The organism is Enterobacter sp. RHBSTW-01064 (assembly GCF_014103035.1).
GTDB lineage: Bacteria > Pseudomonadota > Gammaproteobacteria > Enterobacterales > Enterobacteriaceae > Enterobacter > Enterobacter mori.
This window is the reverse complement of record NZ_JABXOU010000008.1, coordinates 91462-117896: the sequence shown is the minus strand read 5'-3', so window position 1 is coordinate 117896 and position 26435 is coordinate 91462. Positions and strand designations below refer to the sequence as shown.

The following is a 26435-nucleotide window of genomic DNA, read 5'->3' as shown; positions in this document are numbered from 1 at the left end:
TAAGAAAAATCCCATTCTTTTTGATTTGGATATTAAAAACAGAAAAGACACCCTATCATTTATGGTGGGAGTGGTTGAATAGCCTGGCTCTTCACAACATACTGTCACGATGAGCATTAATCCCCATTCCTTACAGGATTCATATGTCATCCATTAACATTGATGTTGCCCGCCCAACTGGGATTTATTTTATCATTGAACGGCTGTATTCCCGCGATGGTCTTATGCCTTCTGTTGGGGAAATCAGCCCCTCTTTAACACAGGTGCACCGTACTGTCATTCAGCTAAAGCGCAAGCAAGATATGTTTATGGATGGCGTTAAGGTTATCCCTAAAGATATTACCCTTTGGCAACAGATAAAATATATTACGGGTTCAAAAGTAACGACCAAAGATACAGATGCGTTAGTGTATACGACCGATTTTATTGGATCTCTTGTTGCCACAACACCTTTAGGTAATATTGAGCATGAAAATATTCCTCGGTTCCTCACGACAGAGTCTATCCACGCCCTGCCGCAGGCGGTGAGTTATGGGCGTGATCCCATCCCACAAGTTCTTCTTTATGGTCGTAAGGATATTGTCTTCTTTATGGACAATGGTGGTAAAGGTACGCCAACCGCTATTGCAAAATATAACCATAATACTCGTGACCTTGCCATAATCAAAGATCAGCTAGAAGCCAGTAAAACGATGAAGGAACTGCTATCTAAGGGAGCAAAATTATGAGCAAGAAAAACCATACCGTGAGCCTATTAGTCCTTATCATTGCCTCCTTTATATTTGGCAGAGGTACGTATGTTGAATATCTGTCATGGTACTATGGAAGCGATAATTTAATATTCAGCGAAATAAACAGTTCCTTACTATCTAGTTTATTTAACGGGTTTTACTTCGCTCTATCAGCAAGTATTATTTATGCATTACTCACTCTATTAAAAAGAATTCCAGCGAATATTGTCACTTCTTGCCTACTTCAGTTCTGTATTAACATCGGGCTATATACGCTTTTTGTTGCAGTAGATAGAGGATATAGTAAATTACATACTTTAAGCTCGGGTGCTACTGATATCACCCACAGCTATTTTTTAGGGGCGTTGCTGACGAGCACACTCCTGACCGTCGCGATCGTGAGCGTTATACATGCTAAGTTTCTTTCTTCAAAGCATAAAGATGGGCTACATAAAGGCGTTTGACTGTTACGGCAAAGACAGCAAATGGCAGTATCTCTGCATCATGACATTCCAGCTTGCCTGGTTTTTGTTTTACTTATGGATCCCTTATCGAAGCGATTATGCGATTCTGCTGTTTTTACTGTTTTTCCTGCCCGTGATTTCAAGCAATACGCGGTGCATAAACTACTATGGCCGTTCACGCGCCCTGTGTTTGTTATGGCTTATTGCCCCGTACATCATGCTGTTCGTTCCTCTGTTTTTAACCCGGCGCCGGGATACAGAAGAGAGTTGAAGGAACAAAAAAAGCAACGCCACCTTTCGGTGGCGTTGCTTTTTTTTTCAGTACTGGTCTCTGTCTAACCAGTTACCGCTTTCAATCCGCGTTAGCCCATCAACAGGACGCTGATAAACGTACATCCACGCACTTCCGTATGGCGTCTGGATCAACTGGCGAGCGTATTCACCGCCCCTGGTGCGCAAGGCATCAAGTTCGGCAAGCGTAGCATTGTCAATACGATAAACTTCACCCTGTACTGTTCCTTCCCCCGGAACCGCGCCTGGATAGTGGCCCAGACTGTACAACTGGTAGTTCTCGATATTGTAATTCCCCAGCAGCAGGGCATTGGTCATCCAGTGACTGTTGCCTTGCTTGGTTCGTAAACTGCCGTACACAAATATTCGCATTGCTAAAACTCAAACTGATAGAGCAGATCAAGTGCCTGGTCTACGCCGGACACTGCTTCCAGATATAGCTTAGGCATCAGGCGATAGCGTAGCGTGAGTGTTGCCAGTGAGTCAAAGATCCCCACACCATATTTTACCTGCAGACCCGGCAGTACATAGCCGCTGACCACCACCTGCGAGGAGTCGCCCACGCCCTGGGTGTCCAGCGCCAGATTGCTTACGCCGAACGTCTCGCCGATTTTACCCACAACCTGACCACTTTGTGCAACCCCCAGACCCACTAACATTGATGTCATCGCAGCACCATCGCCTTGTGCGCTATCCAGTCCCTGTCCACGCAGGAGATAAGAAAGTGCTTCTTGCTGCGACATGGCCGGGTCGGAGAAGATCTCCGCTTTGGGTTCGTCGGCAGAGCCGGTGACACGCACGCCAGCAATCACATCGTTTTCAGTCGCTTCAGGGTTACGAATGGCTTCGATATTGAGCACCGGCTGATCCGGTGGACCGGAGAACAACAGCTCGCCTTTACGCACAATCAGATCCTGACCGTAGGCGTGGAAACGCCCATCAGGAATATTGATTTGCCCGTTGAGGCCCAGCCCTTGACTGTCCTGCGCCACTTTCAGATCGCCCGTGAGTCTCGCCTTCAGCCCAAACGCATCCAACCGCACGTTATTCCCCACGTGCACGATAAGATTACTATTGATTGGTATGCCTGCGCTCTGTTGTTCAACAGGTTTCAGATTTTCACTGAGCATAACTTCATCGCTGGAGACGCCGACTGCACTTTCCGGTACCTCGTGAACCACGATACGCGCCCACGGCACGTCGACACGACCGTCCAGAGTGAACAGGCTCGGTGTCGCCTCAAAGACGACGTCAGGTGAGACATCCAGACGCACCATCGGCGGTACGGTGATGCGTACCCGGCTCCCCTTCGCCGCGATGCGTGCGCGCCAGTTATCAAGCTGGCTCCAGTCAGCATCACCGCTCAGATTAATTTGCCCCTGCTGGGTCAGCACCGAGCCATTCAGCGTCGAACTCATGCCGTTGAAGTTCAGTGCTATCTGGCTCGGCTGCATGTCGAACGGCATAAAGTTACCGTCAATATCGAGCCCGCTGAGCCGCATCTGACCAAACAGCTGCGGGCTTTCCGCGTTGCCAGCCAGACGCAGATTGGCATTGAGCAGCCCCTCGGCTTTTTCCCCGCGCGCGAAAATGGGGTTCACCATCGCCAGGTTGAAATTGCGGATATTCACGTTACCGCCGAGATTACGCCGCCCTTGCGGATCGGTAATCTGCACCTGCCCGTCCAGCTGACCGTTGTTGGTCAGGCGGATCGTCCATCCCAGCTCAGCACGGTTGTTATGCAGATCGGCACTCAGGTTCAGGGTGTCGAACGCCACCGGCAGCGGCGCGTCGTTGACTTCTTGCGTCACCTTCACGTTACGCCCGGAGAGCGTCACGCTGCCCTGCGGCAGCCCCTCTTTGGTGGTGTCCCATGCGACATCCGCTTTACCGCTGAAGACGCCGCTGGCCTGGGTCGTGTCCGGCATAAACGGCTTTAGCATCGCCAGATCGAAGCGGTTGAGGTTAATCTGCGCGCGCCCTTCTGCACCCGCATCAATAGTCTGCGGTACGCAAAGTTCTGCGTTAGGGTTGGTCCAGCAGTGCGGTCCGATGCTGATCTTCTGCTCGGCGTTGCGGTAGTCCAGCGCAATCGAGCGAGACAGCGCCAGCGGCCCAACCGGCGTGCTGAAGCGGGTGTTATCCAGTTGCCCCTTCCAGCGTTCCGCTTTGCGGTCGAAGCTTCCCGTCAGATGGAGCTGGCCGGATACCGGTTCGCCCTGCACGCGCAGCTGGAGGTCGTGCTGCTTCTCGTTGCCTTTAGCTTCCAGCGTCACAAGATTGATGTTCACATCCGGCTGAGAGATTCGCTCCACGCGCAGGTTCAGATTGCCGCCGATCTGATCGGTGGATTTTACATCCCCTTCAACGCGAACGCGGGCGACGGACAGTTCCTGCCAGCGCAGGTTATTAGCGGTGATATCCGCCAGCAGCTGCGGCGCCTCCACCGTACCGCGCACCTTCACCAACCCTTTCGCCGTGCCGCCAAGACCCGGCAGGGCGTTATCCAGATTCGGCGCGTCGATGGTGGCATCCAGGTTGAGATCCTTCACGCCCAGCTCGCCTTTGATATCCGCCGTGTTGCGGCCCAGCGCCACGTGCAGCCCCGGGATGATCCACTGCAGATAGCTGTTGCCTTTCAACGAGCCTTCAACGTTAACCTTGTTCTGCTTCACGTTCCCGGTGAGCTTGATTTCCGGTACGTCCATCTGCCAGGTGCCGCCGTACAGGCTACCGCGGGTTTTAATCAGACCGTCCAGTTTCGACGGCCAGTCCGGCACCTCTTTGGCAGTATTAATGCCCGTCAGCTTCAGCTCGCCGCGCCAGCTGATTGCCTGCTGCCAGTCAAGCAGCGCGGTCAGCTCGGTTTTGCCTTCCAGCGCCGCGACGGTCAGCTTGTCGAGGTTAACCTGCTGTTCGTTGCCTTTTGCATCCAGCGTAATGTTCGCGGGCGGCACGCCCTGCCCCTTCACCGCGGTGCGGAACGACAACGTGTAATCGGTCATCTTGCCGCTCAGCTTCAGCTTCAGGTCATCGGCCTGGAACTGTTTTTCGCCAGTAAACGGCCAGTAAAGCTGCTTGCTGACAATCTCCAGGTTAAGCGGTAAACCGGCTTCTGCCAGTTGGGTTTGCCCACGCAGCACCATATCCACCGGGCCGGAGAGGTTAACGCCAAATTCCAGCTTCTCGCGCAGCGCCCCGCCTACTTTGACCTTCACCTTTTCGCCCTTCAGCGGGTCGATGTTCAGGGCGCTGTTGAGGGTGATATCCACCGGCCAGTTGTCGCGCAGCAGGGCATTCCCTGACGCATTGACAGAGCCCTGATTGGTGTCGATATCCAGCGCGTCGAGCTTCATGTTGCCGTCAATGCTGCTGACTTTCAGCAGCATGTTATAGACCGTCAGGTCGGTATCGCCCGTCAGACGCAGCTGTTCGCCTTTGAATTCCTCAATGTTGAGGTTCAGCGGCAGATGCACGTCGGTCATCTCCGGCAGAACCGGTTTCGAGAAGAGATCTTTCAGCGTTTCACCCAGCGGCTTTTCTTCCGGCTGCGGGTTCTGGATCTTCGGCTCGACAATCTCTTCCTGCGCCACGTCGGCCACTTTAGGTAGCGCAATCAGCAGCCCCTGCAGAGACGTTGGCGTCAGGGTAAGGTTTTTCTCCTGCCAGCGCAGGCCGGAGGTGAAATCCATCACGGACACGGTGGTGTCGTCGATGTTGATATTGACGTTATCCAGCGACACCCGATAGAGCGCAATCGGGTACGGTGTGGAAAGATTCAGCGGGCCGCTGTCCTCTTCCTCGACCGGCGCAGACTTCGGCATTTTTTTCGAATCTATCGCCACGTTGACGTCTTTTAGCGACAGATCGTTCACGCACAGCTTACTGTCCCGCAGACAGCCCAGCTTCACGGCCAGATGGAATTCGCCTGCATTAACGGCCACGCCCGGCTGCTCATAACGAATGTTCTTCAAACGCAGGTCGCGCCAGCCGCCCGTCACCTGGCCAATTTCCAGCCCCGGCACCCAACGGTTAGCCGCGTTAAACAGCAGATGCAGGCCGGTGGTGGTGCCCACAAGAAACGCCACCGTACCGAGCAGCAGCACGATAAAAATCAGTACGCCGAGGCTTATCTTCTTCCATAAACTCATAATTCAGGCCCCAGACCGATGTAAAACTGTAAACCGTGTTCGTCTTTGTCGCCCACCGGCACGGCGAAATCGAGCTTGATAGGCCCGACGGGAGACTGCCAGCGCACGCCTACGCCCGCGCCGGTTTTGAAATCGCTGCGGCGGATATCGTTCACCGCTTCACCGCCGTCCACGAACATGGCTCCCCACCACTTGCCGCTGACGTTGTACTGATACTCCAGCGAGCCGGTCGCCAGTTTTGATGCCCCGGTCAGCTGGCCTTTTTCGTTTTCCGGTGAGATCGATTTGTACTTATACCCGCGAATGCTGCGGTCGCCCCCGGCGAAGAAGCGCAGATCCGGCGGAACGCGCTCGAAGTCTCCCGTCTCAATCCAGCCAAGATTACCGCGCATCACAAAGCGGTGTTTGTCGTACAGCGTGCGGATCCAGACGTTTTGCGCCTGAAAGACGGAGAAGTCCACGTCGGAGCCCCAGGCGGTGTTGGAATAATCGATGGAGTAGCGCTGTGAGTCGCCCCAGGTCGGCATCAGGCCCCCGCGCGAGCGGGTGCGGCTGATCATCACGCCCGGATAAAGCAGCATGGTGGTGTTGGTGACGTTGGCCTGGGTAAAGTGGTCGAGGCTCCAGCGCAGGTTAATGGCGCGCTGCCAGCCGCTTGAAAGATCCCAGAAACGCGATACGGCAAGCGTCGTTGAGTCCTGCTCGGTGTCGTTCAGGTCGGTGCGCTTAAAGCCGCCCTGCAGAAGGTAATACTGCTCAAGCGGATTTTTCAGCAGCGGCATTTTGTAGCTGAAATCCAGCTGCTGCTCAGGCGCAGAGAGGCTCAGACTGGTGGTCAGGCTGTGGCCGTAGGAGTTCATCCACGGTTTTTTCCACGAGGTTTTCACGCGTGGGCCAACATCCGTCGAATAGCCCACACCGGTTTCAATGGTGTTCTCGGTGCGCGGAGAGACCACGCCGTGCAGCGGCAAGACTTTCGTTTTACGGGACTTTTCAAATTCCGGCGCGACAATCACCGAGTTAAACCAGCCGGTTGCCGACAAACGGCGGTTGAGTTCGCCCAGATCGCTCGACTGGTAATAGTCGCCTTTTTTAAACGGTACCAGGTTTTGCAGGTACTCCTCGCGGATCTGCGATCCTTCGAACGTCACATCGCCAAAACGATAGCGTTCACCGCTGTCGTAGTCGATGTCCCAGAAGGCCTGACGCCTCTCCAGCGCTACGCCAAGCTGGCTTTTATTAAACTGGCTGTCGAAATAGCCTTTACGTAGCGCGACGTTGGTTAAGGATTTTTTAAAATGATCGTAGTCGCCGTGATTCAGAACGGTGCCAACTTTAGGACGGGTACTCAGCAGATCCAGGTAATCCCGATCCGTACGCGCGCCGCCGCGCAGCACCACGTTGGTACCGCCAATCAATACCGGCTCACCCGCTGAGACGCGGGCAATCAGCACCTGACGCCCCTTCTTTGGTGGCGGGCGGAGGTCGAAATCAATAGTGGGTTCGTAATACCCCAGCGCTTTCAGTCCTTCGCGGATCGCGTCATCCACGCGCGCGCGAAAACGCCGGTCCGGCGTCACTTCGTCACTCTGGATCGTCGATAACTGCGCGCGCACGTTTTTTTCCAGCGCCCCGGATAACCCCTCAACCTGCAAACGGACATTCGCCGCGCTGGCAACCCCGCTTGTCAGCAATACACTGACCAAACATAACTGGCGGATTTTTGTCACGTTTTCTCCTGAATATCCCTGTTTCCACCCTGGAAGCAAATGAAATGCCGCTCTGCGGCAAAAAAACGGCCTGTTAGCCAAAAACCCAAATCGTGGGTTGAAAATGGGTGTAACACCCAAATATTTCTTATGATTAAATCTAGACTCATTCAGCGCATTTATTGTGTTCAATTAAACGCTTCGTGACAACCTTAACCGAAACATCGCTACCCGGGAGGCACCATCGTGAGTTTATTCGACAAAAAGCATCTGGTTTCACAAGCAGATGCATTACCGGGACGCAACACCCCTATGCCTGTGGCGACCTTACACGCCGTAAACAACCATTCAATGACAAACGTTCCTGATGGAATGGAGATCGCCCTGTTCGCCATGGGCTGCTTCTGGGGAGTTGAACGTTTGTTCTGGCAACTGCCCGGCGTTTACAGTACCGCAGCAGGCTATACCGGCGGTTACACGCCAAACCCAACCTACCGCGAAGTGTGCTCTGGCGATACCGGTCACGCGGAAGCGGTTCGCGTGGTGTATGACCCGGCCATCATCAGCTACGAACAGCTGCTGCAGGTGTTCTGGGAAAATCACGACCCGGCGCAGGGCATGCGTCAGGGTAACGATCACGGCACCCAGTACCGTTCGGCCATTTATCCGCTCACACCCGAGCAGGATGCTGCCGCGCGCGCCAGCCTTGAGCGTTTTCAGAAAGCCATGCATGACGCGGGCGATACGCGCGAGGTGACCACGGAAATCACCACCGCGAAGCCGTTCTATTATGCCGAGGACGACCACCAGCAATATCTGCATAAAAACCCGTATGGCTACTGCGGAATCGGAGGCATCGGCGTCTGCCTGCCGCCACAGCTGGCCTGATCACTGGTCTAGCGCCACGCGAGCCGCGTGGCGCGTCGCATTACTCACCGAACCAAAATCCATCACCTTCCCCTGCAACAGCAAATTATAAACCGGCGCCTGGGGTCGGTTGAGCCGCGTTTGCAGCAAATGCACCGCTTCTATCCCCAGTTCACGACAGGGCACCGTGACGCCGGTGACCGGTTTTTCCAGGCGGTGCGCTAAATTCCAGGCAAAATCGGTGGTGATGAGTGAAATGTCTTCCGGGATACGAAGCCCGTGACGCGTCAACGCGCTGATCACCCCCTCCACCATGCTGGTACTGTTGGGGAAAATCACCTCCGGCCACTGCGCTTTATCATGACTCGACAGCCACTCATCCAGCGCCTGTTCGGCCTCCTCCGCGGTAAACCACTCCGTCACTAACAAATCACGTCGTGGCTCAAAGGCAATGTGAAAATGGCGGTACGCCTCTTTGATACCATCCAGGCGAGCATAGAGCGTATCCCGCCGCAGACATGTTAAGGTCAGCACCCGGCGGTGTCCCTGCTCAAAAAGGTGCTGCATGGCGGTAAAACCAATGGCCCGATGGTCGGGCGAAACGGAGTCCAGCACCCGATCCCTGTCGACGGAATTAATTAAAACGCAGGGTTTATTGAGCGTGCTGGCCAGTTTAAATATGGTGGAATCATCCGTGCCAATGATAATTATCGCGTTGATATTTTTATGACTGGCCTTTTCCAGAAACAGTTTTACATCGGCGTGCTGCTCTTCTAATCCGCAATAGCTGACCCAGACATTATGCGGCGCGCTGGCTTCGGCGATTCCTTTGGTCACTTCGAGATAAAAAATATCGCCACGGCCCTGAAAGGTTCTTTCCGGCGCAAAAACAGCGATACCGTTAATTAATAGCCGCCCGCTTGCCATGGATTCAAGGACACCTAATTCCCGCGCGGTGCGAACAATCGCTTCCCGGGCCTTATCGCTGGTATACGACTTCCCGCTTAGCACCCTTGAGACAGTGCTAACGGAATAGCCCGTCAGGGAGGAAATTTCCTCCATTTTTAACTTACCCGCCATAGTGTGACCTCGCTCCCAATCAGTTTTTGCAAATATTTGCAGAAACAGCGCATTGATTTTAAAACTAAATTTCAAAATGGTTAGAGTTTACTTATTGACCTTGCGAGTATTCTCACAAAAACACATTGTCGCTGCGCCTGAGCTTTCCTATTTTCCGGTCATCACTCTTTTCGACTGAAATTAAGGTGAGACATGGAGAAGGTACGTTTTGGCATTATTGGTATAGGTAATATTGGCACGGTCCACGCGCGCTATTTACTGGCGGGTACCGTCAGCGACGCCTGCCTGGCGGCAGTTTGTGATAACGCGCTGGAAAAGCATCCTGCCATTCGTCAGATGGTCGGCACCCTCCCACTGTTTAGCGATGCGCAGGAGATGCTCCAGAGCGGGCTTATCGATGCGGTCATTGTCGCCACGCCGCACTATGAGCACCCGCGCCTGTCGATGCTGGCGATGCGCAACGGCATCCATACCCTGTGTGAAAAACCGGCGGGCGTGTACACGGCGCAGGTTCAGGAGATGAACGCCTGTGCCCAAGCGTGCGACGTGGTGTTCGGCATCATGTACAACCAGCGCCCGAATCCGCTCTACCAGAAAGTGAAAGATCTGATCGACAGCGGCGAGCTGGGTGAAATCCGCCGTTCAAACTGGATCATCACCAACTGGTATCGCTCGCAGAGCTACTACAACTCCGGCGGCTGGCGCGCTACCTGGAAAGGTGAAGGCGGCGGCGTGCTGCTCAACCAGGACCCGCATCAGCTCGATCTCTGGCAGTGGCTGGTCGGCATGCCGGTCCGCCTGCGCGCGTTCTGCCAGTTCGGTAAGCATCGCGATATCGAAGTGGAAGACGAGGTCACCGCCTACGCCGAGTATGCCAACGGTGCCACCGGCGTGTTTATCACCACCGTCGCCGAAACGCCGGGCACCAACCGTCTGGAAATAGCGGGCGATCGCGGCAAAGTTGTCGTCGAGGAGGGGAAACTGCGCTACTGGCGACTGCGCGAATCCGAAACCGCCTTTAACGCCCGCTGGGAGAACGGCTTTGGGGAGCCTGAGTGCTGGGAAGTCTCGATCCCCGTCGCCCCTGAATACAGCGAACATCACGTCATTACCGCCAACTTCTGTGCGGCCATCCTGCGCGGCGAACCGCTGATTGCGCCGGGTCTGGAAGGGATCCATGGGCTCACGCTCTCTAACGCCATGCACCTTTCCACCTGGACGGACGACTGGGTCGAGCTGCCGCTCAACGAAAAACAGTATCTGCGCCTGCTTCAGCAACGCATCAGCACCTCAGTGGCTAAAGAGACAGCCAGCGTCACGCTGGACGCCTCTGGCACCTGGTAACTCCGGAGAAGAAACGATGTTAAATGTCGCCATTGTGGGAACGGGGAATATCTCGCATAACCATATTCAGGGCTATTTGCAGTTTGGTCAGCGCTGCCGGATCGTTGCGCTGGTGGATATCTACCCGGAAAAAGCGGAAGAGAAAAAAGCGCGCTACGGCCTGACAGATGCCCGCGTGTATGAAAGCCACCGGCAGATGCTGGAATCTGAGCCGAATGTCGACATCGTCGACGTCTGCACGCCGCCCTACGTCCACGCAGAGATCGGTATCGACGCGCTCAACGCCGGTTGCCACGTGCTGTGTGAAAAACCGATGGCCGCCTCGCTGGAGGAGTGCGACGCGATGATCGCCGCGCAGCAGGCCAGCGGTAAAACGCTCTCCATCATTGCCCAGAACCGCTTTACCGATGCCTTCTGGCGCTTAAAAGCGGCGCTGGACTCCGGCCTTGCCGGGAAAGTCTGCCATGCGCAGGTGGACTCCTTCTGGTGGCGCGGACACTGCTACTACGACCTGTGGTGGCGCGGCACCTGGGAAAAAGAGGGTGGCGGCTGCACCCTTAACCACGCGGTGCACCACATCGACGCCATTCAGTGGATGCTCGGCTTCCCGTCCGAGGTGGTGGCGATGATGACCAACGTGGCGCACGACAACGCTGAAGTCGAAGACCTCAGCGCCGCGATCTTCAAATACCCCAGCGGCGCGCTCACGCAGTTGACCGCCTCGGTGGTACACCACGGCGAAGATCAGAAAATGATCATTCAGGGTGATAAGGCGCGCATCTCCGCACCGTGGCAGGCCTTTGCCAGCGTCAGCGCCGATAACGGCTTCCCGCAGGAAACCCACGACCAGCAGCGAGAAGCACAGCTCAACGCCGTTTTTCAGGAGACGCCAAAGCTCGAGTGGACGCTGCACACCGGGCAGATCAATGACCTGCTTTATGCCATTGAGCACGGCGCCGCGCCGCTGGTAGACGGCGTGCAGGGCAAACGCTCGCTGGAGCTGATTACCGCCATTTATAAATCAGCCATCACTCGCGCTGTCGTCTCATTACCCATTGGCCGCGACGATCCGTTTTACCGTACCGGCGGGACCAACGCCCTCGCCCCCCGTTTTTATGAAAAATCCGCAAGCGTCGCCAACTTCAGCGAAGTGGGTGCGATTCCCCTCGGCAAAGATCTGGATTAAGGAGTGACACCATGAACAAGAATGACGGTATGAACTACGCCCCGGTGGGCAAACCGCAGCCGGTTGTCCGCGAGGGTGAATTCGTCTTCGCCGCCGCCGCGCTCGACCACGGCCATATCTACGGGATGAGCAACGGCCTGATAGAAGCCGGAGCCACGCTGAAATGGGTGTACGACCCCGATCCGGCCAAAGTGGATAAATTTATCCAGCAGTACCCGCAGGCAAAAGTGGCAGAGTCGCTGGAGGTGATCCTCAACGACGACGAGGTGCGTCTGGTTGCGGGAGCAGCAATTCCTTCCGAGCGCTGCGCGCTGGGGCTGAAAGCAATGGCGGCGGGGAAGGACTACTTCACCGACAAAGCACCGCTCACCACCCTTGAGCAACTGGCGGACGCCAAAGCGATGGTCGAAAAGACCGGCAAGAAATATGCGGTGTACTACAGCGAACGCCTGCACGTAGAGAGCGCGGTTTTTGCCGGGCAGCTGGTGCAGCAAGGCGCCATTGGCTGCGTGGTGCAAACCCTGGGAACCGGGCCGCACCGGGAAGGCACGGGCCGTCCGGACTGGTTCTACGATCGTCGCTACTTCGGTGGGATCCTGTGTGATATCGGCAGCCACCAGATTGAGCAGTTCCTGTTTTATACGGGCAACAGCGATGCCACCGTCGTCGCCAGCCAGGCCCGCAATGTCAACCACCCTCAGTATCCGGCATTTGAAGATTTCGGCGATGCGATGATCAAAGGCGAAAACGGGGCCAGCGGCTATTTCCGCTGTGACTGGTTCACGCCGGACGGACTCTCCACCTGGGGCGATGGCCGCCTGACGCTACTTGGGACCGACGGGTATATCGAAATCCGCAAGTATGTCGACCTCACCCGCGGCGAGCAGGACGTGGTCTACCTCGTCAATAAAGAGGGGGAGTTCCGCTATCCAGTGGCCGGGCAGGTCGGGTTCCCGTTCTTTGGCGAGCTAATCCTCGACTGCCTGCACCGCACCGAAAACGCCATGACGCAGGCACACGCTTTCAAGGCTGCCGAACTGTGCGTGAAGGCTCAAATGCTGGCCAACGCAGCCGGATAAGGGGAACGACGATGACGATCCTGAACACGGCAATTATTGGCGGCGGCGCGATCCACCGTTGCCATGTGAATGCTCTCCGCCAAATTCCTAACGTGGCGCTACGCGCGCTGGTGGATATCGACAGCGTCAAAGGGTTGAAGCTGGCGATGGGCTATCAGTGCCGCTTTTATCAGGATTACCGGGAAATGCTGCTGGATGACAGCATCGACGTGGTGCATATCTGCACGCCTCACTTTGAACATAAAAGCATGATCCTGGCGGCGCTGGCCGCCGGGAAGCACGTTTTCTGTGAAAAGCCGGTGGGCATGAACGGCAGCGAGCTTGTCGATATCGCCCACGCCGTTGAGCAGGCGAAGGGGCAGTTTGGCGTCTGTTACCAGAACCGACTCAACCCCACCAGCCTGCGCGTGCGTCAGGAGTTAGCCCATGGCGGGCTGGGTAAGATGCTCAGCATCAAGGCGGTGCTAACCTGGTCACGCTTCGGCACCTACTACACCGACAGCCCGTGGCGTGGACGACTGGCGACCGAAGGCGGCAGCCTGCTGATCAACCAGGCAATCCACACCCTCGACCTGATGCAGTGGTTTGGCGGCGGCGTGACGCGGCTGAAAGGCGTAGTCGATAGCGGAGAACTGGCAGACGTGACCGAAGGGGAAGACAGCGCGATGGCGACGCTGCATTTCGCCAACGGCGCGCGCGGCCTGTTTTATGCCACTAACTGCCACACCACCGATTCCCCTCTTCTGATGGAGATCCACTGTGAACACGGTTCACTGCTGCTGGAACACAACGTTCTCTGGCGCATCACGCCCGGTGAACGCCTCAAACTGACAACCGACGATTCACCCGACGGCTCGGTCAAAAGCTACTGGGGTCTGGGTCATCAACAGGCGATCCGTCGCTTTTATCACGCCCTTATTCATCCGGAAAACAGGGATTACACCGATATCCATGAAGCCGGCAAATCACTCACCCTTGTGGAGGCCATTTATCGCTCATCTCAATTACGACAATGGATAGAGATCAATAACTAGAACGTAATGTGCAATCCAGACGTTAATAAAAACACGACCTGACATACAGGTTAAACATTACCCTACACTGGATATTATTATGGTCAAACCAACTGAACGTAGAGTTGGTTATGGCGTAGCGCTTGGCTACGGCATAACCGATCTGTTTGGCGGAGGCGCTTTCGCCATTATCGGCACCTGGCTGTTATTTTTTTACACCACCTATTGCGGACTCTCTGTGATTGAAGCGGGCTCAATATTTGCCATTGCCCGCGTCATTGATGCGTTATTAAGTCCGATTATGGGTTATATCACCGATAATTTCGGGGATACCTGGCTTGGACGAAAATTTGGTCGTCGCCGCTTCTTTTTATTACTCAGCTCCCCGTTAATGTTTCTGTACGCCCTGCTGTGGATGACGGACATGGGATACTGGTACTACCTGGGCACCTATCTGTCTATCGAACTGCTGTCGGCGATGGTGTTAGTCCCCTGGGAAACGCTGGCGGCAGAAATGACCAACCGCTACGAAGAGCGCAGCCGCCTTTCGGGCGTGCGGATGATCTGCTCACAGCTGGGCGGTTTTCTTGCGGTATCGGTCCCCGGTGTGATTATGCAATTCACCGGCAAAGATAATCCGTTTACCTATACCCTCACCGGACTGATATTTTCCTGCGTGTTCTGTCTGGCGGTATTTATTACCTGGTACACCACCTGGGAAGCAAAAGATGTCCATCAGGAATCGAACTTCAAGGTAGATAATCAGCGTAAAGGCGGCCTGGGGAATCACTTGAAATATCTGGTGCTCGATCTCTTTTCGTCATTCCGTATCCGTGCGTTCCGCCTGCATATACTCATCTATATTTTTTCTTTTACCGCGATGGATGTATTCGGTTCAGTCTTTACCTATTACGTGGTTTATTGCCTGAGCCAGGATGCCTCTGCGGTTTCCGGCTGGCTAAGCATTGCGGCCTTTGCCTCGGTACCGGGCACGTATGGGTTTATGCTGCTGTTGAACCGGCTGAACATGACGCCTTCTGCCGCCCTGCGGCTCTCGTACGGCTGTATCTTCCTGGTGCTGGCGTTTCTATTTACGGTCTACCTCACCAAAACGCAGGTGCCGACGCTGCTCTTCTCAGCGGTCTTTATCCTGCTCGGTGCGGCACGTTCCGGCCTGTATTACATCCCCTGGAATATTTACAGCTTTATTCCGGACATTGACGAGATGGTCACGCAGCAGCGCCGCGAAGGGATTTTTGCCGGGGTGATGGTTCTGACCCGCAAAAGCACCGTGGCGATTGCCATCATGATTATCGGCCTGGTGCTGCAGGAGTCCGGTTTCGTGAAGGGCAGCGGTGCGCAGCCTGAAAGCGCGCTGGGTGCCATTATCGGGCTGATGATTTTCGCCACGGCAGCCCTGCTGACCGTCAGCTTCTTCACGACATACAAATTCAAGCTGACCCGTGAGACACACAAGGTACTGCTCAAAGAAATTGCCCGCCGCAAGCTGGGCGGCGATTATCGCGACTGCGACGAGAAAACCCGCGTGGTGATCAAGCAGCTGACGGGCTACGAGTATGACCAGGTGTGGGGAGGCGATGCAACGCGCCGTGCAGTGGGTAACGTCCCGCTGTCGACCGTCAAATAGCGACATATGCCGGGCAGGCTCCCCACCTGCCCGGCCTTTTTTTGCCCAAAATGTGACCTCTGGCAGATTTACATCTCTTTACGCTATACTACCCGCTGAAATAATCGGCTCAACGCTACGAGCTGACGTTCAATGTGTCTTCACACAAATGGTATCAACTCCCCTTCTGAGGATCTGGCGAGAAGCCGGATAAACTATGTTAAACAGTATTTTAGTAATACTTTGCCTTATTGCCGTCAGTGCATTTTTCTCGATATCCGAGATCTCGCTGGCCGCGTCCCGTAAAATCAAACTTAAGCTGCTTGCCGATGAAGGCAACATCAACGCCACGCGCATCCTGAAAATGCAGGAAAACCCCGGCATGTTCTTCACCGTGGTGCAGATTGGCCTAAACGCGGTCGCCATTCTCGGCGGTATCGTGGGTGATGCGGCGTTTTCCCCGGCGTTTTATAGCTTGTTTGTGCAGTACATGTCCGTTGAACTGGCCGAACAGCTGAGCTTTATCCTCTCCTTCTCGCTGGTGACTGGCCTGTTCATCCTCTTCGCAGACCTGACCCCGAAACGCATCGGTATGATTGCGCCAGAAGCCGTGGCTTTGCGTATCATCAACCCGATGCGCTTCTGCCTGTACGTGTTCCGCCCGCTGGTGTGGTTCTTCAACGGCCTGGCAAACGTGATTTTCCGCATCTTTAAGCTGCCGATGGTGCGTAAAGATGACATCACCTCCGACGACATTTATGCGGTTGTAGAAGCCGGGGCGCTGGCCGGGGTGCTGCGCAAGCAGGAGCACGAGCTGATTGAGAACGTATTCGAACTGGAATCCCGTACCGTGCCGTCTTCCATGACGGGCCGTGAGAACATTATCTGGTTCGATTTACACGAAGATGAGCAGAGCCTGAAGAACAAAGTGGCACAGCATCCGCACTCTAAGTTCCTGGTCTGTAATGAAGATATCGACCACATCATCGGCTATGTCGACTCCAAAGACCTGCTGAACCGCGTGCTGGCCAACCAGAGTCTGGCGCTCAACAGCGGTGTGCAGATCCGCAATACCCTGATTGTGCCTGACACTCTGACGCTCTCAGAAGCGCTTGAAAGTTTCAAAACCGCCGGGGAAGACTTCGCGGTGATCATGAACGAATACGCGCTGGTGGTGGGTATCATCACCCTGAACGACGTGATGACCACGCTGATGGGCGATCTGGTGGGCCAGGGGCTGGAAGAGCAGATTGTTCAGCGTGACGAAAACTCATGGCTGATCGACGGCGGTACGCCGATTGAAGACGTGATGCGCGTGCTGGACATCGACGAGTTCCCGCAGTCGGGCAACTACGAAACCATCGGCGGCTTTATGATGTTTATGCTGCGTAAAATCCCGAAACGTACCGACTCGGTGAAGTTCTCCGGCTACAAGTTTGAAGTGGTGGATATTGATAACTACCGCATCGACCAGCTGCTGGTGACGCGCATCGATAACAAACCGACCGTGCTGGTGCCGAAGCTGCCGGACGCGGAAGAGAAGGTGTCGGCGTAAAGTCCCTGCCCCACATACATCAACGGCTCCCATTGGGAGCCGTCTTTTTAACTACTGCATAGCACGTTGGTTAAGCCATCTCAGTCTGCAGACGCATAACCTGACGGTTGACCTCGGACATCACAGACAGGTGCTGTTTGTCCTTCACTTTTGGGATAAGGATTTTGCCCTTATCAAATTCAAAAGCGCCAACATCCTTGATATACAACCGTCCACGGAACAGGATCTTCACGTACTTCGCCACCTGAAGCGGGTTGTAGCGTTGGAAAATTTTCATTCTTGTATCTCCTGCGAATCATACGCTCTTGCGGTGCCACAATCGGCCCGACTGTCCTGAGCGCAAATTTTATTGCCCAATGACTATAGACCAGAACTACGTTGTTACCCAGTGTGCATAAGTTTATTTACCGTTTGATTACAATTATTCAGAATAATCTTTGCAAACCGTGACTCAGGGCAGTATAAGCCGTCGTTTTTTCATGGATATGTGCGTTCACCCGCAAACTGGCATCAGGATTGCGGGAAAACCCCATTGATCGCACTTATGATTAAAAGCGTAAGACCAAGTGGTCGGATCACCTGCTAACAAAAAAGGAAACACCATGACCCTACGTAATATCCTTGCAGCAGCCTGCCTGCTGCTGCCCCTGTGGGCTTGCGCTCACACGATTGAAAAAGGACAACGCGTACCGCCAGTCGGCATTGCTGACCGGGGAGAATTGATTCTCGACAATGATAAGTTTAGCTACAAAGCCTGGAATAGCGCGCAGCTTGCGGGCAAAGTGAGAGTTGTACAACATATTGCCGGTCGTACATCCGCGAAAGAGAAAAACGCTACCCTGGTGGAAGCGATCAAGGCCGCAAAATTCCCGCACGATCGCTACCAAACCACCACCATTGTGAACACCGACGATGCCATCCCCGGCTCCGGCATGTTTGTGCGCTCGAGCCTGGAGAGCAACAAAAAGCTCTACCCGTGGTCGCAATTTATCGTCGACAGCAATGGCGTGACGCGTAAGGCGTGGCAGCTTGACGAAGAGAGCTCTGCGATTGTGGTGCTCGATAAAGAGGGACGCGTGCAGTGGGTGAAGGACGGCGGATTAACACAAGAGGAAGTGCAGCAGGTGGTTGCTCTGCTGCACAAGCTGCTGGCTCAGTAAATTGAAACCCGGAAGCCAGGGTTGAGGAATGATTCGCGCGGGGTATAGTCCAGCGGCTTACCCTGCCAGTCATGAACATGCGCACCGGCCGCCGCCGCTACCGCGTGCCCTGCCGCCGTGTCCCAGACGTTGGTTGGCCCAAATCTCGGGTAAAGCTGCGCGTGTCCTTCCGCCACCAGGCAGAACTTGAGCGATGAACCAATCGACGTCGTCTGGTGTTCACCCAGCTGCTGCAAATACTCCTGCAGTTCGCTGTCGCTGTGGGAACGGCTGATCACCACCAGCGGTGGACGCGCATCACGCACCTGAATCTGCTTACGCACGCCGCACTCTTCCTTCCAGGCTTTACCTTCCGCAGCGCTGTACATGACTTTCATCACCGGCGCGTAGACCACGCCGAGCACCGCTTTTCCCTTCTCAATCAGGGCGATGTTGACGGTAAACTCACCGTTGCGCTTGATGAACTCTTTCGTTCCGTCCAGCGGATCCACCAGCCAGTAACGCTGCCAGTGCTGGCGCTCGTCCCAGCCCTGCGGCGCTTCTTCTGACAGGACGGGAATATCCGGCGTTAAGGCCTGCAGCCCTTTCAGGATCACGCCATGCGCCGCGATATCCGCCGCCGTGACCGGGGAGTCATCCGCTTTGCTGACAACGTCCATCGGCTTCTCGCCGTCGTACACTTGCATAATGGCATCACCCGCATCCCGTGCGAGCTGACAAATTTTATCTAACATTCTCCACCTCTTCGTTAACGCAGTGGTCATAACTCGTTGTTTTATTTATATCGTAATGTGAACAATTCTGCTATCTGTGAAGCAATTCCGGTTTCACTACCCTTATTTCTGGCAGGATTCACACTTCTGTAAGCAACGCGATATACATACATAATCTTTTGTGGCTTGGATCGAAAAAAGGACTCTTCTGATGATTAAGTTTAGCGCAACGCTCCTGGCGACGTTGGTGGCCGCCAGCGTTCAGGCGGCAACGGTGGATCTTCGTATTCTGGAAACGACCGATCTTCACAGTAACATGATGGACTTCGATTACTACAAAGATACGCCTACCGAAAAATTCGGACTGGTACGCACAGCAAGTTTGATTAACGCCGCCCGCGGTGAAGTGCAAAACAGCGTGCTGGTCGATAACGGGGATTTAATTCAGGGTAGCCCATTGGGCGATTACATGGCCGCGAAAGGGCTGAAAAAGGGCGAAATTCATCCGGTTTATAAAGCGATGAATACCCTGGACTATACCGTCGGCAACCTCGGTAACCACGAATTTAACTACGGTCTGACATACCTGCACGATGCGCTGGCCGGTGCGAAATTCCCGTACGTTAACGCCAATATCATCGACGTTAAGACCCAAAAGCCGCTGTTCACTCCTTACCTGATTAAAGAGACCGAGGTTGTCGACAGCGAAGGTCATAAGCAGACGCTGAAGATTGGCTACATCGGCTTTGTGCCACCGCAGATCATGACGTGGGATAAAGCCAACCTCGACGGGAAAGTGACCGTTAACGACATTACCGAAACCGCGCGCAAGTATGTGCCGGAAATGCGCGAGAAAGGCGCTGACCTGGTGGTGGTTGTCGCCCACTCGGGTCTCTCCGCTGACCCGTATCAGGCAATGGCGGAGAACTCCGTTTACTACCTGAGTGAAGTACCGGGCGTTGACGCGATCCTGTTCGGCCACGCTCACGCGGTCTTCCCGGGCAAAGATTTCGCCAGCATCAAAGGCGCGGATATCGAGAAAGGGACGCTCAACGGCGTGCCGTCGGTGATGCCGGGGATGTGGGGCGATCATCTCGGCGTGGTGGATCTGGTGCTAAATAACGACGGCGGCAGCTGGAAGGTGACGCAGTCAAAAGCCGAAGCGCGTCCTATTTACGACGCTGCGGCCAAAAAATCGCTGGCAGGTGAAGATAAAAAGCTGGTCGACGTGCTGAAGCATGACCACGATGCGACCCGTGAATTCGTTGGCAAGCCGATTGGGAAATCCGCCGACAACATGTACAGCTTCCTGGCGCTGGTGCAGGATGACCCAACCGTTCAGGTGGTCAATATGGCGCAAAAAGCCTATGCCGAACACTTTGTTCAGGGCGATCCGGATCTGGCAAAACTGCCGGTGCTTTCAGCCGCTGCACCGTTCAAGGTGGGCGGACGCAAGAACGATCCGGCAAGCTACGTGGAAGTCGAAAAAGGCCAACTGACGTTCCGTAACGCCGCCGATCTCTATCTTTATCCGAATACGCTGGTCGTCGTCAAAGCGACGGGGAAAGAGGTGAAAGAGTGGCTGGAATGCTCCGCCGGGCAGTTCAACCAGATCGACCCGAACAGCAGCAAGCCGCAGTCGCTGATTAACTGGGACGGGTTCCGCACCTACAACTTCGACGTGATCGACGGCGTGGAGTATCAGATTGATGTTACTCAGCCAGCCAGATACGACGGCGAGTGCCAGACGATTAATCCGCAGGCTGAACGTATCAAAAACCTGACCTTCAACGGCAAGGCAATCGACCCGAATGCCACCTTCCTGGTGGTGACCAATAACTACCGCGCCTACGGCGGTAAGTTTGCCGGAACGGGTGACAGCCACATTGCTTTTGCTTCACCGGACGAGAACCGCTCGGTGCTGGCGGCGTGGATCAGTGCGGAATCGAAGAAGGCGGGCGAAATTCATCCGGCAGTTGATAACAACTGGCGTCTGGCGCCGATCCACAGCGATACGAAACTGGATATCCGCTTTGAAACCTCGCCGTCCGATAAAGCTGCCGCGTTCATTAAGGACAAGGCGCAGTACCCGATGAAGAAGGTCGCAACGGATGATATCGGGTTCGCGATTTATCAGGTGGATTTGAGCAGGTAGCGGTGATTGTGCCGGGTGGCGCTTCGCTTACCCGGCCTACGAACTGCAGGTAGGCCGGGTAAGGCGAAGCCGCCACCCGGCTTTTTACGCCGCACGATCGTCGCGATTAGCCATCACCTTCGGCGTATTTACCTCAATCCAGTCCGCCAGCGCGGCCACTTTCTCGCTCACCTCAACGCCCAGCGGCGTCAGACTATACTCTACGTGCGGCGGCACAACCGGATATGACACGCGATCGACAAATCCGTCCTGCTCCAGCGCCTGAAGCGACTGGGCCAGCATCTTCTCGCTCACGCCGCCCATCTTACGGCGCAGGTCGCTAAAGCGATGCGTACCCTCGCGTAACGCCACCAGGATCAGCACGCCCCAGCGGCTGGTGACGTGCTTGAGCACGTCTCTGGAAGGGCACTGTTCCGCGAAGAGATTGCCATCGCGCATTTGCTCGCTGAGTGTCGGAATGGTCTTTTTCATACTTACCTTTTTGTACGTACTTACTAAAAGTTAGCTTCAATGTTAGTGTGCCACAACACCAGACAAACACGAAGGAGATTCATCATGATCGCGATTACCGGCGCTACCGGCCAGCTTGGCCAGCTCGTTATTGAAGAACTGCTGAAAACCGTTCCAGCCAGCCAGATCGTGGCTATTGTGCGTAACCCCGCGAAAGCTGAAGCGTTGAGCAACCAGGGTATTGTGGTTCGTCAGGGGGATTACACCGACCAGGCGGCGTTCACGACTGCGCTGAACGGCGTGGATAAACTGCTGCTGATCTCCTCCAGCGAAGTGGGCCAGCGCGCCACGCAGCACCAGAACGTCATTAACGCCGCCAAAGCGGCAGGCGTGAAGTTTATCGCCTACACCAGCCTGCTGCATGCGGACACATCGTCGCTCGGCCTTCACGTTGAACACGTCGAAACCGAAAAAGCGCTGGCAGAGTCTGGCATGCCATATGCCCTGCTGCGCAACGGCTGGTACACCGAAAACTATCTGGCGAGCGCACCGCCGGCGCTGGAGCATGGCGTGTTTATTGGTGCTGCAGGCGAAGGCAAAATCGCCTCTGCGACCCGTGCAGATTACGCGGCGGCTGCAGCCAAAGTCGTTTCTGAGGACGGTCACGCAGGTAACGTGTATGAACTGGCGGGCGACAGCGCGTGGACGCTGAGCGAACTGGCGGCTGAACTGAGCAAGCAGAGCGGTAAGCCAGTGGCGTATCAGAACCTGAGTGAAGCCGATTTTGCCGCCGCGCTGAAGGGCGTTGGCCTGCCTGCCGGGCTGGCGGATATGCTGGCGGATTCAGACACCGGCGCATCCAAAGGCGGCCTGTTCGACGACAGCCGTACCCTGAGCAAGCTTATCGGTCGCCCAACGACGACGCTGGCGGAGAGCGTCAAATCCATACTGTAAATGTTACGGATTGGTTATTTTTTGTGGCATCCCCTCGGGTCATCTCTGATAATGAAGCGATGACCCACGAGGAGGCTCACCGTGCAAGGCGTACCGGAACAGTTCATTGATGAGAGAGACAGCGCGCGCTTTCGCCATCTGGCGCAGCTGCCGGGCCTGGAACTCTATCACGCACATATCTCTGACTACGCCTTTGAGCCTCACACGCACGAAGCCTTCGGCATTGGCACCATTGAAACCGGCGCAGAACGCTTCCGCTATCGCGGTACCCAGCACCTCGCCCCCGAGAAATCCGTTGTCACCATGAACCCGGACGAGATCCACACCGGGGAATCCGCCACTGAAGATGGCTGGCGCTACCGGATGGTCTATATCGAACCCGACCTGCTCGAAGAGGTCACCGGCCTGCGTCACTGGTGGTTTAGCGACGTCACCCGCTACGACCCGCAGCGCTCGCTGCAAATCGGCCAGCTGATTTACGGCCTGTGGCATACGAACGACCCGCTGACACAAAAAGGAATGCTGCTGGATCTGATTGAGACGTTCCGACCGTTAGCCCATCACGCGCCGGTGATTCAGGAAGGCGCACACCGGTTCGAACGTGTTCGCGAGTATCTGCACGATAACTATATGCACCCTCTGACGCTGGACGAGCTGGCAAACGTTGTCTCGCTCAGCCCGTACCATTTCCAGCGCCAGTTCAAGGCCCATTTTCACATCACGCCGCATCAAATGCTGATGGCGATCCGCCTGTGGCGCGCCAAAGCGTTTCTCACCCACGGCATGCCCGCCGCCGAAGTGGCTGCCGCAACCGGGCTGACCGACCAGTCGCATCTGACCCGCGCCTTTACCCGCCGCTACGGCATTACGCCAGTGCGTTATCAAAAGCAGGTTGCGCAGCGCTAATGCGCAATCTCATACAATACGCACGAATTTCGCCCTCCTACACTGAGTGCAAAGTAAATCAATGTGGATGGAAAAATGATTAGCGGCGTGTTGTATGCCCTGCTTGCAGGTTTGATGTGGGGGCTGATTTTTGTCGGCCCGCTGATAGTGCCGGAATACCCGGCGATACTGCAGTCCACGGGGCGTTATCTGGCGCTGGGGCTGATTGCCCTTCCTCTGGCCTGGCTGGGGCGGGCGCGCTTGCGTCAGCTTAGCCGCCAGGACTGGCTGACCGCGCTGGCGCTGACCATGATGGGTAATCTCATCTATTACGTTTGCCTGGCAAGCGCGATACAGCGCACCGGTGCACCGGTGTCGACCATGATCATCGGCACGCTGCCGGTCGTTATCCCCGTCTTTGCGAACCTGCTCTACAGCCATCGGGATGGCAAGCTGGCGTGGTCAAAAATGGCGCCAGCACTGATCTGCACCGCCGTGGGTCTGGTATGCGTCAATATTGCCGAGCTGCGTCATGGGCAGGCGGAAGTTGACCTGTGGCGTTACGGTTCTGGCATTGTGCTGGCGTTCATTTCCGTGGCGTGCTGGGCCTGGTATGCCCTGCGCAATGCGCGCTGGCTGCGGGAGAACCCGGACAAGCACCCGATGATGTGGGCGACGGCGCAGGCGCTGGTCACGCTGCCCGTCTCACTGGTGGGCTATGCCGGGGCGTGCATCTGGTTAGGCCATCAACAGCCTGACTTCGCCCAGCCCTTCGGGCCAAGGCCGTGGGTGTTTATTGGCCTGATGGTGGCGATTGCGGTGCTGTGCTCATGGGTGGGCGCGCTGTGCTGGAACATTGCCAGCCAGAAGCTGCCGACGGTGATTTTAGGGCCGCTGATTGTTTTCGAAACTCTGGCCGGACTGCTTTATACCTTCCTGATGCGACAGAGTGTGCCGCCGTTATTCACGGCCTGCGGGATCGCGCTTCTGGTGGTGGGGGTGGTGATGGCGGTAAGAGCGAAGCCGGAAAAACCGAGGGTCGTTCCGGCGTCGGATATGTGAGCATTGCCCAGCGGCGCTGCGCTTGCAGGGCCTACAAAACCGTAGGCCCGGTAAGGCGTAGCCGCCACCGGGCAAGCCCTTAAAACGTTTCCCAGTTCCCTTCAGACGCCGCCGCTACGGGCTGCGCTTTTGGCACGTAGGTTTTCACCGGTGCCGCTTTGACCGCCTGGTTGCGGGTGATTTTAAACACCGCCACCGCTTCGTTCAGGCGTGCAGCCTGATCTTCCAGCGCCGCCGCGGCCGCCGCAGACTCCTCCACCAGCGAGGCGTTCTGCTGGGTGACGCGGTCCATCTCCGCCACCGCCTGACCGACCTGATCAATACCGCGGCTCTGCTCGTCAGAGGCCGAGGCAATTTCACCCATGATGTCGGTGACGCGGGTGACCGCATTGACGATCTCTGCCATCGTCGCGCCCGCTTCGTTCACCAACTGAGAACCCGCATTCACGCGCTCGCCGGAATCATCAATCAGCGCCTTAATCTCTTTCGCCGCCTGGGCGCTGCGCTGGGCAAGGGTACGCACTTCGCCCGCGACGACCGCAAAGCCACGGCCCTGCTCGCCCGCGCGCGCCGCTTCCACCGCCGCGTTCAGCGCCAGAATGTTGGTCTGGAAGGCAATACCGTCGATCACGTTAGTAATTTGCGCAATTTTGCTTGAGCTGGTGGCGATCTCGTCCATCGTACGCACCACGCCTTCCACCACGTTGCCGCCCTTCTTCGCGGTTGAGGAGGCATCCAGCGCCAGCCGGGAAGCCTGACGCGCGTTATCGGCGTTCTGCTTCACGGTGGCGGTCAGCTGTTCCATGCTGGCAGCGGTCTCTTCCAGAGACGCGGCCTGCTGCTCGGTACGGGAAGAGAGATCGTTGCTGCCCGCAGAGATTTCGCCCGCGCCGGTGTAAATGGTGTCTGCGCCTTCACGCACCACGCCCACGGTGTTCGCCAGCGACGTTTGCATCTCCTGTACGTTGCGGGCCAGGATCGCCATTTCGTTTTTACCCTGTGCCTGAATCGGCTGGGTCAAATCCCCTGCAGCAATGGCGCGGATATGGTTGATGACGTCCTCCAGAGGCAGCAGCAGCACGCGACGCATCGCAATCCAGCTGGAGATAATCACCGCAATGACGAGAATCATGACGGCAGAAAGGATCCACAGGATGCGCTTATAGTCGCTTTCGTTATCCTGAATGCCTTTATCAGTGAGCGCGGCCTGCGCCTCACGCCACTCGCGGTAGACCTTTTGCATCGCCGTCTGCTTCTGCTCGGCGTTCTGTTTAAACATATCTTCCAGATTGCCCTGGCCCAGCAGAACGTTCATTTGCGTCAGCGTGGCGGAATATATGCGGTACTGCTCCTCCAGCCGATCGGCCAGTTTTTCATCCAGACCCGGGGTTTCCGGCAGTGCGTAGTATTTATCGTAATGCGTCTGGGCATCGGCCAGCAGGTTTTTCGCGGTGTTCACCAGTTCGTTCAGCTGACCGCCGTTAATCTGCGACGCCATGCTGCTTTGCAGGCGCAGCATGCCGCGGTTCAGCGTCACGCGCGCCTGGTTCAGGCTGATCCAGGCGTCGGTAAATTCCGCGACGTTTTGGCTGGAAAGCTGAGAAACGGTGAAGTTCTCTTTATCGTTATTCAGCGCATTGATGAAAATGCCGGCAGAGATCAGCTGCATGATGCCGAGCACAAGCAGCACCGAAATCAGAAGGGTAATGACTTTTATACGTTTAAACATGCGTTGCCTTTTTTATATGCAGGTATTGTCTGACGTGTATCTATCGGCAGGCTCGGCGCGTTGTTTACTGTTTCTACACCTTTAAAAACTTTCTAAAGCACTTTCTTATGTTCATTCAGGGAGTTAAATGAGACATTTTTTTGTGATCCACATCTCATTCTCTCCCTTCCCTCTAAAGGGTTATAGCCTCGACTTAAAGATGCATTTAATATGCATCTTATATTATTCAT

At 55.6% G+C, this 26435-nt stretch carries 23 protein-coding genes; 15 read left to right on the top strand and 8 right to left on the bottom strand.

Annotated features, from left to right (window positions below; all coding sequences use genetic code 11):
- The first annotated feature begins 143 nt into the window (after positions 1 to 143).
- Genes HV355_RS20785 through HV355_RS20775 form a run of 3 tightly spaced genes read left to right on the top strand, consistent with a single transcriptional unit; the run spans position 144 to position 1534 of the window.
- Positions 144 to 728, top strand: a complete 585-nt coding sequence (locus tag HV355_RS20785) for a hypothetical protein (protein WP_126816378.1) — start codon at positions 144 to 146, stop codon at positions 726 to 728.
- Complete coding sequence (locus HV355_RS20780; protein ID WP_182403244.1) at positions 725 to 1195, top strand: hypothetical protein; 471 nt, start codon at positions 725 to 727, stop codon at positions 1193 to 1195. Before HV355_RS20785 ends, HV355_RS20780 begins: the two co-directional genes overlap by 4 nt.
- Before the next feature lie 21 nt (positions 1196 to 1216).
- Positions 1217 to 1534, top strand: coding sequence for a hypothetical protein (locus HV355_RS20775; protein ID WP_182403242.1), 318 nt, complete (start codon positions 1217 to 1219; stop codon positions 1532 to 1534).
- Here HV355_RS20775 and HV355_RS20770 read toward each other — a convergent pair.
- Genes HV355_RS20770 through tamA form a run of 3 tightly spaced genes read right to left on the bottom strand, consistent with a single transcriptional unit; the run spans position 1514 to position 7367 of the window.
- The gene (locus tag HV355_RS20770) at positions 1514 to 1858 is read right to left on the bottom strand and encodes a gamma-glutamylcyclotransferase (protein WP_010427401.1); all 345 of its coding nucleotides are present in this window, start codon (positions 1856 to 1858) and stop codon (positions 1514 to 1516) included. The two genes, HV355_RS20775 and HV355_RS20770, sit on opposite strands and share 21 nt — an antisense overlap.
- Positions 1859 to 1860: 2 nt before the next feature.
- On the bottom strand, positions 1861 to 5637 hold the full coding sequence (gene tamB, locus HV355_RS20765) for an autotransporter assembly complex protein TamB (RefSeq protein ID WP_182403240.1): 3777 nt from the start codon (positions 5635 to 5637) through the stop codon (positions 1861 to 1863).
- Entirely contained in the window at positions 5634 to 7367 is a 1734-nt protein-coding gene (gene tamA, locus HV355_RS20760) for an autotransporter assembly complex protein TamA (protein WP_120159586.1), read from the bottom strand. Before tamA ends, tamB begins: the two co-directional genes overlap by 4 nt.
- A 225-nt stretch (positions 7368 to 7592) precedes the next feature.
- On the opposite strand from tamA, the gene msrA reads away from it, so the two are divergent.
- Positions 7593 to 8234, top strand: a complete 642-nt coding sequence (gene msrA, locus HV355_RS20755; protein ID WP_010427407.1) for a peptide-methionine (S)-S-oxide reductase MsrA — start codon at positions 7593 to 7595, stop codon at positions 8232 to 8234.
- Here msrA and HV355_RS20750 read toward each other — a convergent pair whose 3' ends face one another.
- Positions 8235 to 9293: a LacI family DNA-binding transcriptional regulator gene (locus HV355_RS20750; RefSeq protein ID WP_108417873.1), complete on the bottom strand. Its 1059-nt coding sequence runs from the start codon at positions 9291 to 9293 to the stop codon at positions 8235 to 8237.
- A gap of 192 nt (positions 9294 to 9485) precedes the next feature.
- Between HV355_RS20750 and HV355_RS20745 the strand changes: the two genes are divergently transcribed.
- The 6 genes from HV355_RS20745 to HV355_RS20720 all read left to right on the top strand — a co-directional run bounded on the left by HV355_RS20745 (position 9486) and on the right by HV355_RS20720 (position 17097).
- Positions 9486 to 10637, top strand: a complete 1152-nt coding sequence (locus HV355_RS20745) for a Gfo/Idh/MocA family oxidoreductase (protein ID WP_010427410.1) — start codon at positions 9486 to 9488, stop codon at positions 10635 to 10637.
- Positions 10638 to 10653: 16 nt separating this feature from the next.
- Positions 10654 to 11823, top strand: a complete 1170-nt coding sequence (locus HV355_RS20740; RefSeq protein ID WP_182403238.1) for a Gfo/Idh/MocA family oxidoreductase — start codon at positions 10654 to 10656, stop codon at positions 11821 to 11823.
- Between the two features lie 11 nt (positions 11824 to 11834).
- A complete protein-coding gene (locus HV355_RS20735) occupies positions 11835 to 12902 on the top strand; it encodes a Gfo/Idh/MocA family oxidoreductase (protein WP_182403236.1) in 1068 nt (355 codons plus the stop codon).
- Positions 12903 to 12913: 11 nt separating this feature from the next.
- Positions 12914 to 13936, top strand: a complete 1023-nt coding sequence (locus HV355_RS20730) for a Gfo/Idh/MocA family oxidoreductase (RefSeq protein ID WP_182403234.1) — start codon at positions 12914 to 12916, stop codon at positions 13934 to 13936.
- Between the two features lie 79 nt (positions 13937 to 14015).
- Positions 14016 to 15563: an MFS transporter gene (locus tag HV355_RS20725; RefSeq protein ID WP_089599724.1), complete on the top strand. Its 1548-nt coding sequence runs from the start codon at positions 14016 to 14018 to the stop codon at positions 15561 to 15563.
- Positions 15564 to 15759: 196 nt separating this feature from the next.
- On the top strand, positions 15760 to 17097 hold the full coding sequence (locus tag HV355_RS20720; protein ID WP_042715770.1) for a hemolysin family protein: 1338 nt from the start codon (positions 15760 to 15762) through the stop codon (positions 17095 to 17097).
- Positions 17098 to 17167: 70 nt separating this feature from the next.
- On the opposite strand, the gene HV355_RS20715 is transcribed toward HV355_RS20720, so the two are convergent.
- Positions 17168 to 17374, bottom strand: a complete 207-nt coding sequence (locus HV355_RS20715; RefSeq protein ID WP_003856054.1) for a DUF1107 domain-containing protein — start codon at positions 17372 to 17374, stop codon at positions 17168 to 17170.
- Positions 17375 to 17699: 325 nt separating this feature from the next.
- Here HV355_RS20715 and HV355_RS20710 point away from each other — a divergent pair, with 325 nt between their 5' ends.
- Complete coding sequence (locus HV355_RS20710; RefSeq protein ID WP_042714214.1) at positions 17700 to 18257, top strand: YtfJ family protein; 558 nt, start codon at positions 17700 to 17702, stop codon at positions 18255 to 18257.
- Here the strand turns inward: HV355_RS20710 and cysQ are convergent.
- Positions 18251 to 18991: a 3'(2'),5'-bisphosphate nucleotidase CysQ gene (gene cysQ / locus HV355_RS20705; protein WP_010427426.1), complete on the bottom strand. Its 741-nt coding sequence runs from the start codon at positions 18989 to 18991 to the stop codon at positions 18251 to 18253. The genes HV355_RS20710 and cysQ overlap by 7 nt on opposite strands.
- A gap of 190 nt (positions 18992 to 19181) precedes the next feature.
- Between cysQ and HV355_RS20700 the strand changes: the two genes are divergently transcribed.
- The gene (locus tag HV355_RS20700) at positions 19182 to 21125 is read left to right on the top strand and encodes a bifunctional 2',3'-cyclic-nucleotide 2'-phosphodiesterase/3'-nucleotidase (RefSeq protein ID WP_174341208.1); all 1944 of its coding nucleotides are present in this window, start codon (positions 19182 to 19184) and stop codon (positions 21123 to 21125) included.
- A gap of 84 nt (positions 21126 to 21209) precedes the next feature.
- On the opposite strand, the gene HV355_RS20695 is transcribed toward HV355_RS20700, so the two are convergent.
- Entirely contained in the window at positions 21210 to 21596 is a 387-nt protein-coding gene (locus tag HV355_RS20695; protein ID WP_010427428.1) for a helix-turn-helix domain-containing protein, read from the bottom strand.
- 84 nt (positions 21597 to 21680) lie between these two features.
- Here HV355_RS20695 and HV355_RS20690 point away from each other — a divergent pair, with 84 nt between their 5' ends.
- The 3 genes from HV355_RS20690 (at position 21681) to HV355_RS20680 (ending at position 24476) form a co-directional block, all read left to right on the top strand.
- The gene (locus tag HV355_RS20690; RefSeq protein ID WP_182403232.1) at positions 21681 to 22529 is read left to right on the top strand and encodes an SDR family oxidoreductase; all 849 of its coding nucleotides are present in this window, start codon (positions 21681 to 21683) and stop codon (positions 22527 to 22529) included.
- 81 nt (positions 22530 to 22610) lie between these two features.
- Complete coding sequence (locus HV355_RS20685) at positions 22611 to 23435, top strand: AraC family transcriptional regulator (RefSeq protein WP_182403230.1); 825 nt, start codon at positions 22611 to 22613, stop codon at positions 23433 to 23435.
- Positions 23436 to 23510: 75 nt separating this feature from the next.
- Entirely contained in the window at positions 23511 to 24476 is a 966-nt protein-coding gene (locus HV355_RS20680) for a DMT family transporter (protein ID WP_108417881.1), read from the top strand.
- Positions 24477 to 24555: 79 nt separating this feature from the next.
- On the opposite strand, the gene HV355_RS20675 is transcribed toward HV355_RS20680, so the two are convergent.
- Positions 24556 to 26205, bottom strand: coding sequence for a methyl-accepting chemotaxis protein (locus tag HV355_RS20675; RefSeq protein ID WP_148400931.1), 1650 nt, complete (start codon positions 26203 to 26205; stop codon positions 24556 to 24558).
- Positions 26206 to 26435: the final 230 nt, after the last annotated feature.

Coding starts and splice junctions, on each gene's coding strand:
- HV355_RS20785 (WP_126816378.1), top strand. CDS start 144: ATGTCATCCATTAACATTGATGTTGCCCGCCCAACTGGGATTTATTTT.
- HV355_RS20780 (WP_182403244.1), top strand. CDS start 725: ATGAGCAAGAAAAACCATACCGTGAGCCTATTAGTCCTTATCATTGCC.
- HV355_RS20775 (WP_182403242.1), top strand. CDS start 1,217: ATGGCAGTATCTCTGCATCATGACATTCCAGCTTGCCTGGTTTTTGTT.
- HV355_RS20770 (WP_010427401.1), bottom strand. CDS start 1,858: ATGCGAATATTTGTGTACGGCAGTTTACGAACCAAGCAAGGCAACAGT.
- tamB (WP_182403240.1), bottom strand. CDS start 5,637: ATGAGTTTATGGAAGAAGATAAGCCTCGGCGTACTGATTTTTATCGTG.
- HV355_RS20750 (WP_108417873.1), bottom strand. CDS start 9,293: ATGGCGGGTAAGTTAAAAATGGAGGAAATTTCCTCCCTGACGGGCTAT.
- HV355_RS20745 (WP_010427410.1), top strand. CDS start 9,486: ATGGAGAAGGTACGTTTTGGCATTATTGGTATAGGTAATATTGGCACG.
- HV355_RS20740 (WP_182403238.1), top strand. CDS start 10,654: ATGTTAAATGTCGCCATTGTGGGAACGGGGAATATCTCGCATAACCAT.
- HV355_RS20735 (WP_182403236.1), top strand. CDS start 11,835: ATGAACAAGAATGACGGTATGAACTACGCCCCGGTGGGCAAACCGCAG.
- HV355_RS20730 (WP_182403234.1), top strand. CDS start 12,914: ATGACGATCCTGAACACGGCAATTATTGGCGGCGGCGCGATCCACCGT.
- HV355_RS20725 (WP_089599724.1), top strand. CDS start 14,016: ATGGTCAAACCAACTGAACGTAGAGTTGGTTATGGCGTAGCGCTTGGC.
- HV355_RS20720 (WP_042715770.1), top strand. CDS start 15,760: ATGTTAAACAGTATTTTAGTAATACTTTGCCTTATTGCCGTCAGTGCA.
- HV355_RS20715 (WP_003856054.1), bottom strand. CDS start 17,374: ATGAAAATTTTCCAACGCTACAACCCGCTTCAGGTGGCGAAGTACGTG.
- HV355_RS20710 (WP_042714214.1), top strand. CDS start 17,700: ATGACCCTACGTAATATCCTTGCAGCAGCCTGCCTGCTGCTGCCCCTG.
- cysQ (WP_010427426.1), bottom strand. CDS start 18,991: ATGTTAGATAAAATTTGTCAGCTCGCACGGGATGCGGGTGATGCCATT.
- HV355_RS20700 (WP_174341208.1), top strand. CDS start 19,182: ATGATTAAGTTTAGCGCAACGCTCCTGGCGACGTTGGTGGCCGCCAGC.
- HV355_RS20695 (WP_010427428.1), bottom strand. CDS start 21,596: ATGAAAAAGACCATTCCGACACTCAGCGAGCAAATGCGCGATGGCAAT.
- HV355_RS20690 (WP_182403232.1), top strand. CDS start 21,681: ATGATCGCGATTACCGGCGCTACCGGCCAGCTTGGCCAGCTCGTTATT.
- HV355_RS20680 (WP_108417881.1), top strand. CDS start 23,511: ATGATTAGCGGCGTGTTGTATGCCCTGCTTGCAGGTTTGATGTGGGGG.
- HV355_RS20675 (WP_148400931.1), bottom strand. CDS start 26,205: ATGTTTAAACGTATAAAAGTCATTACCCTTCTGATTTCGGTGCTGCTT.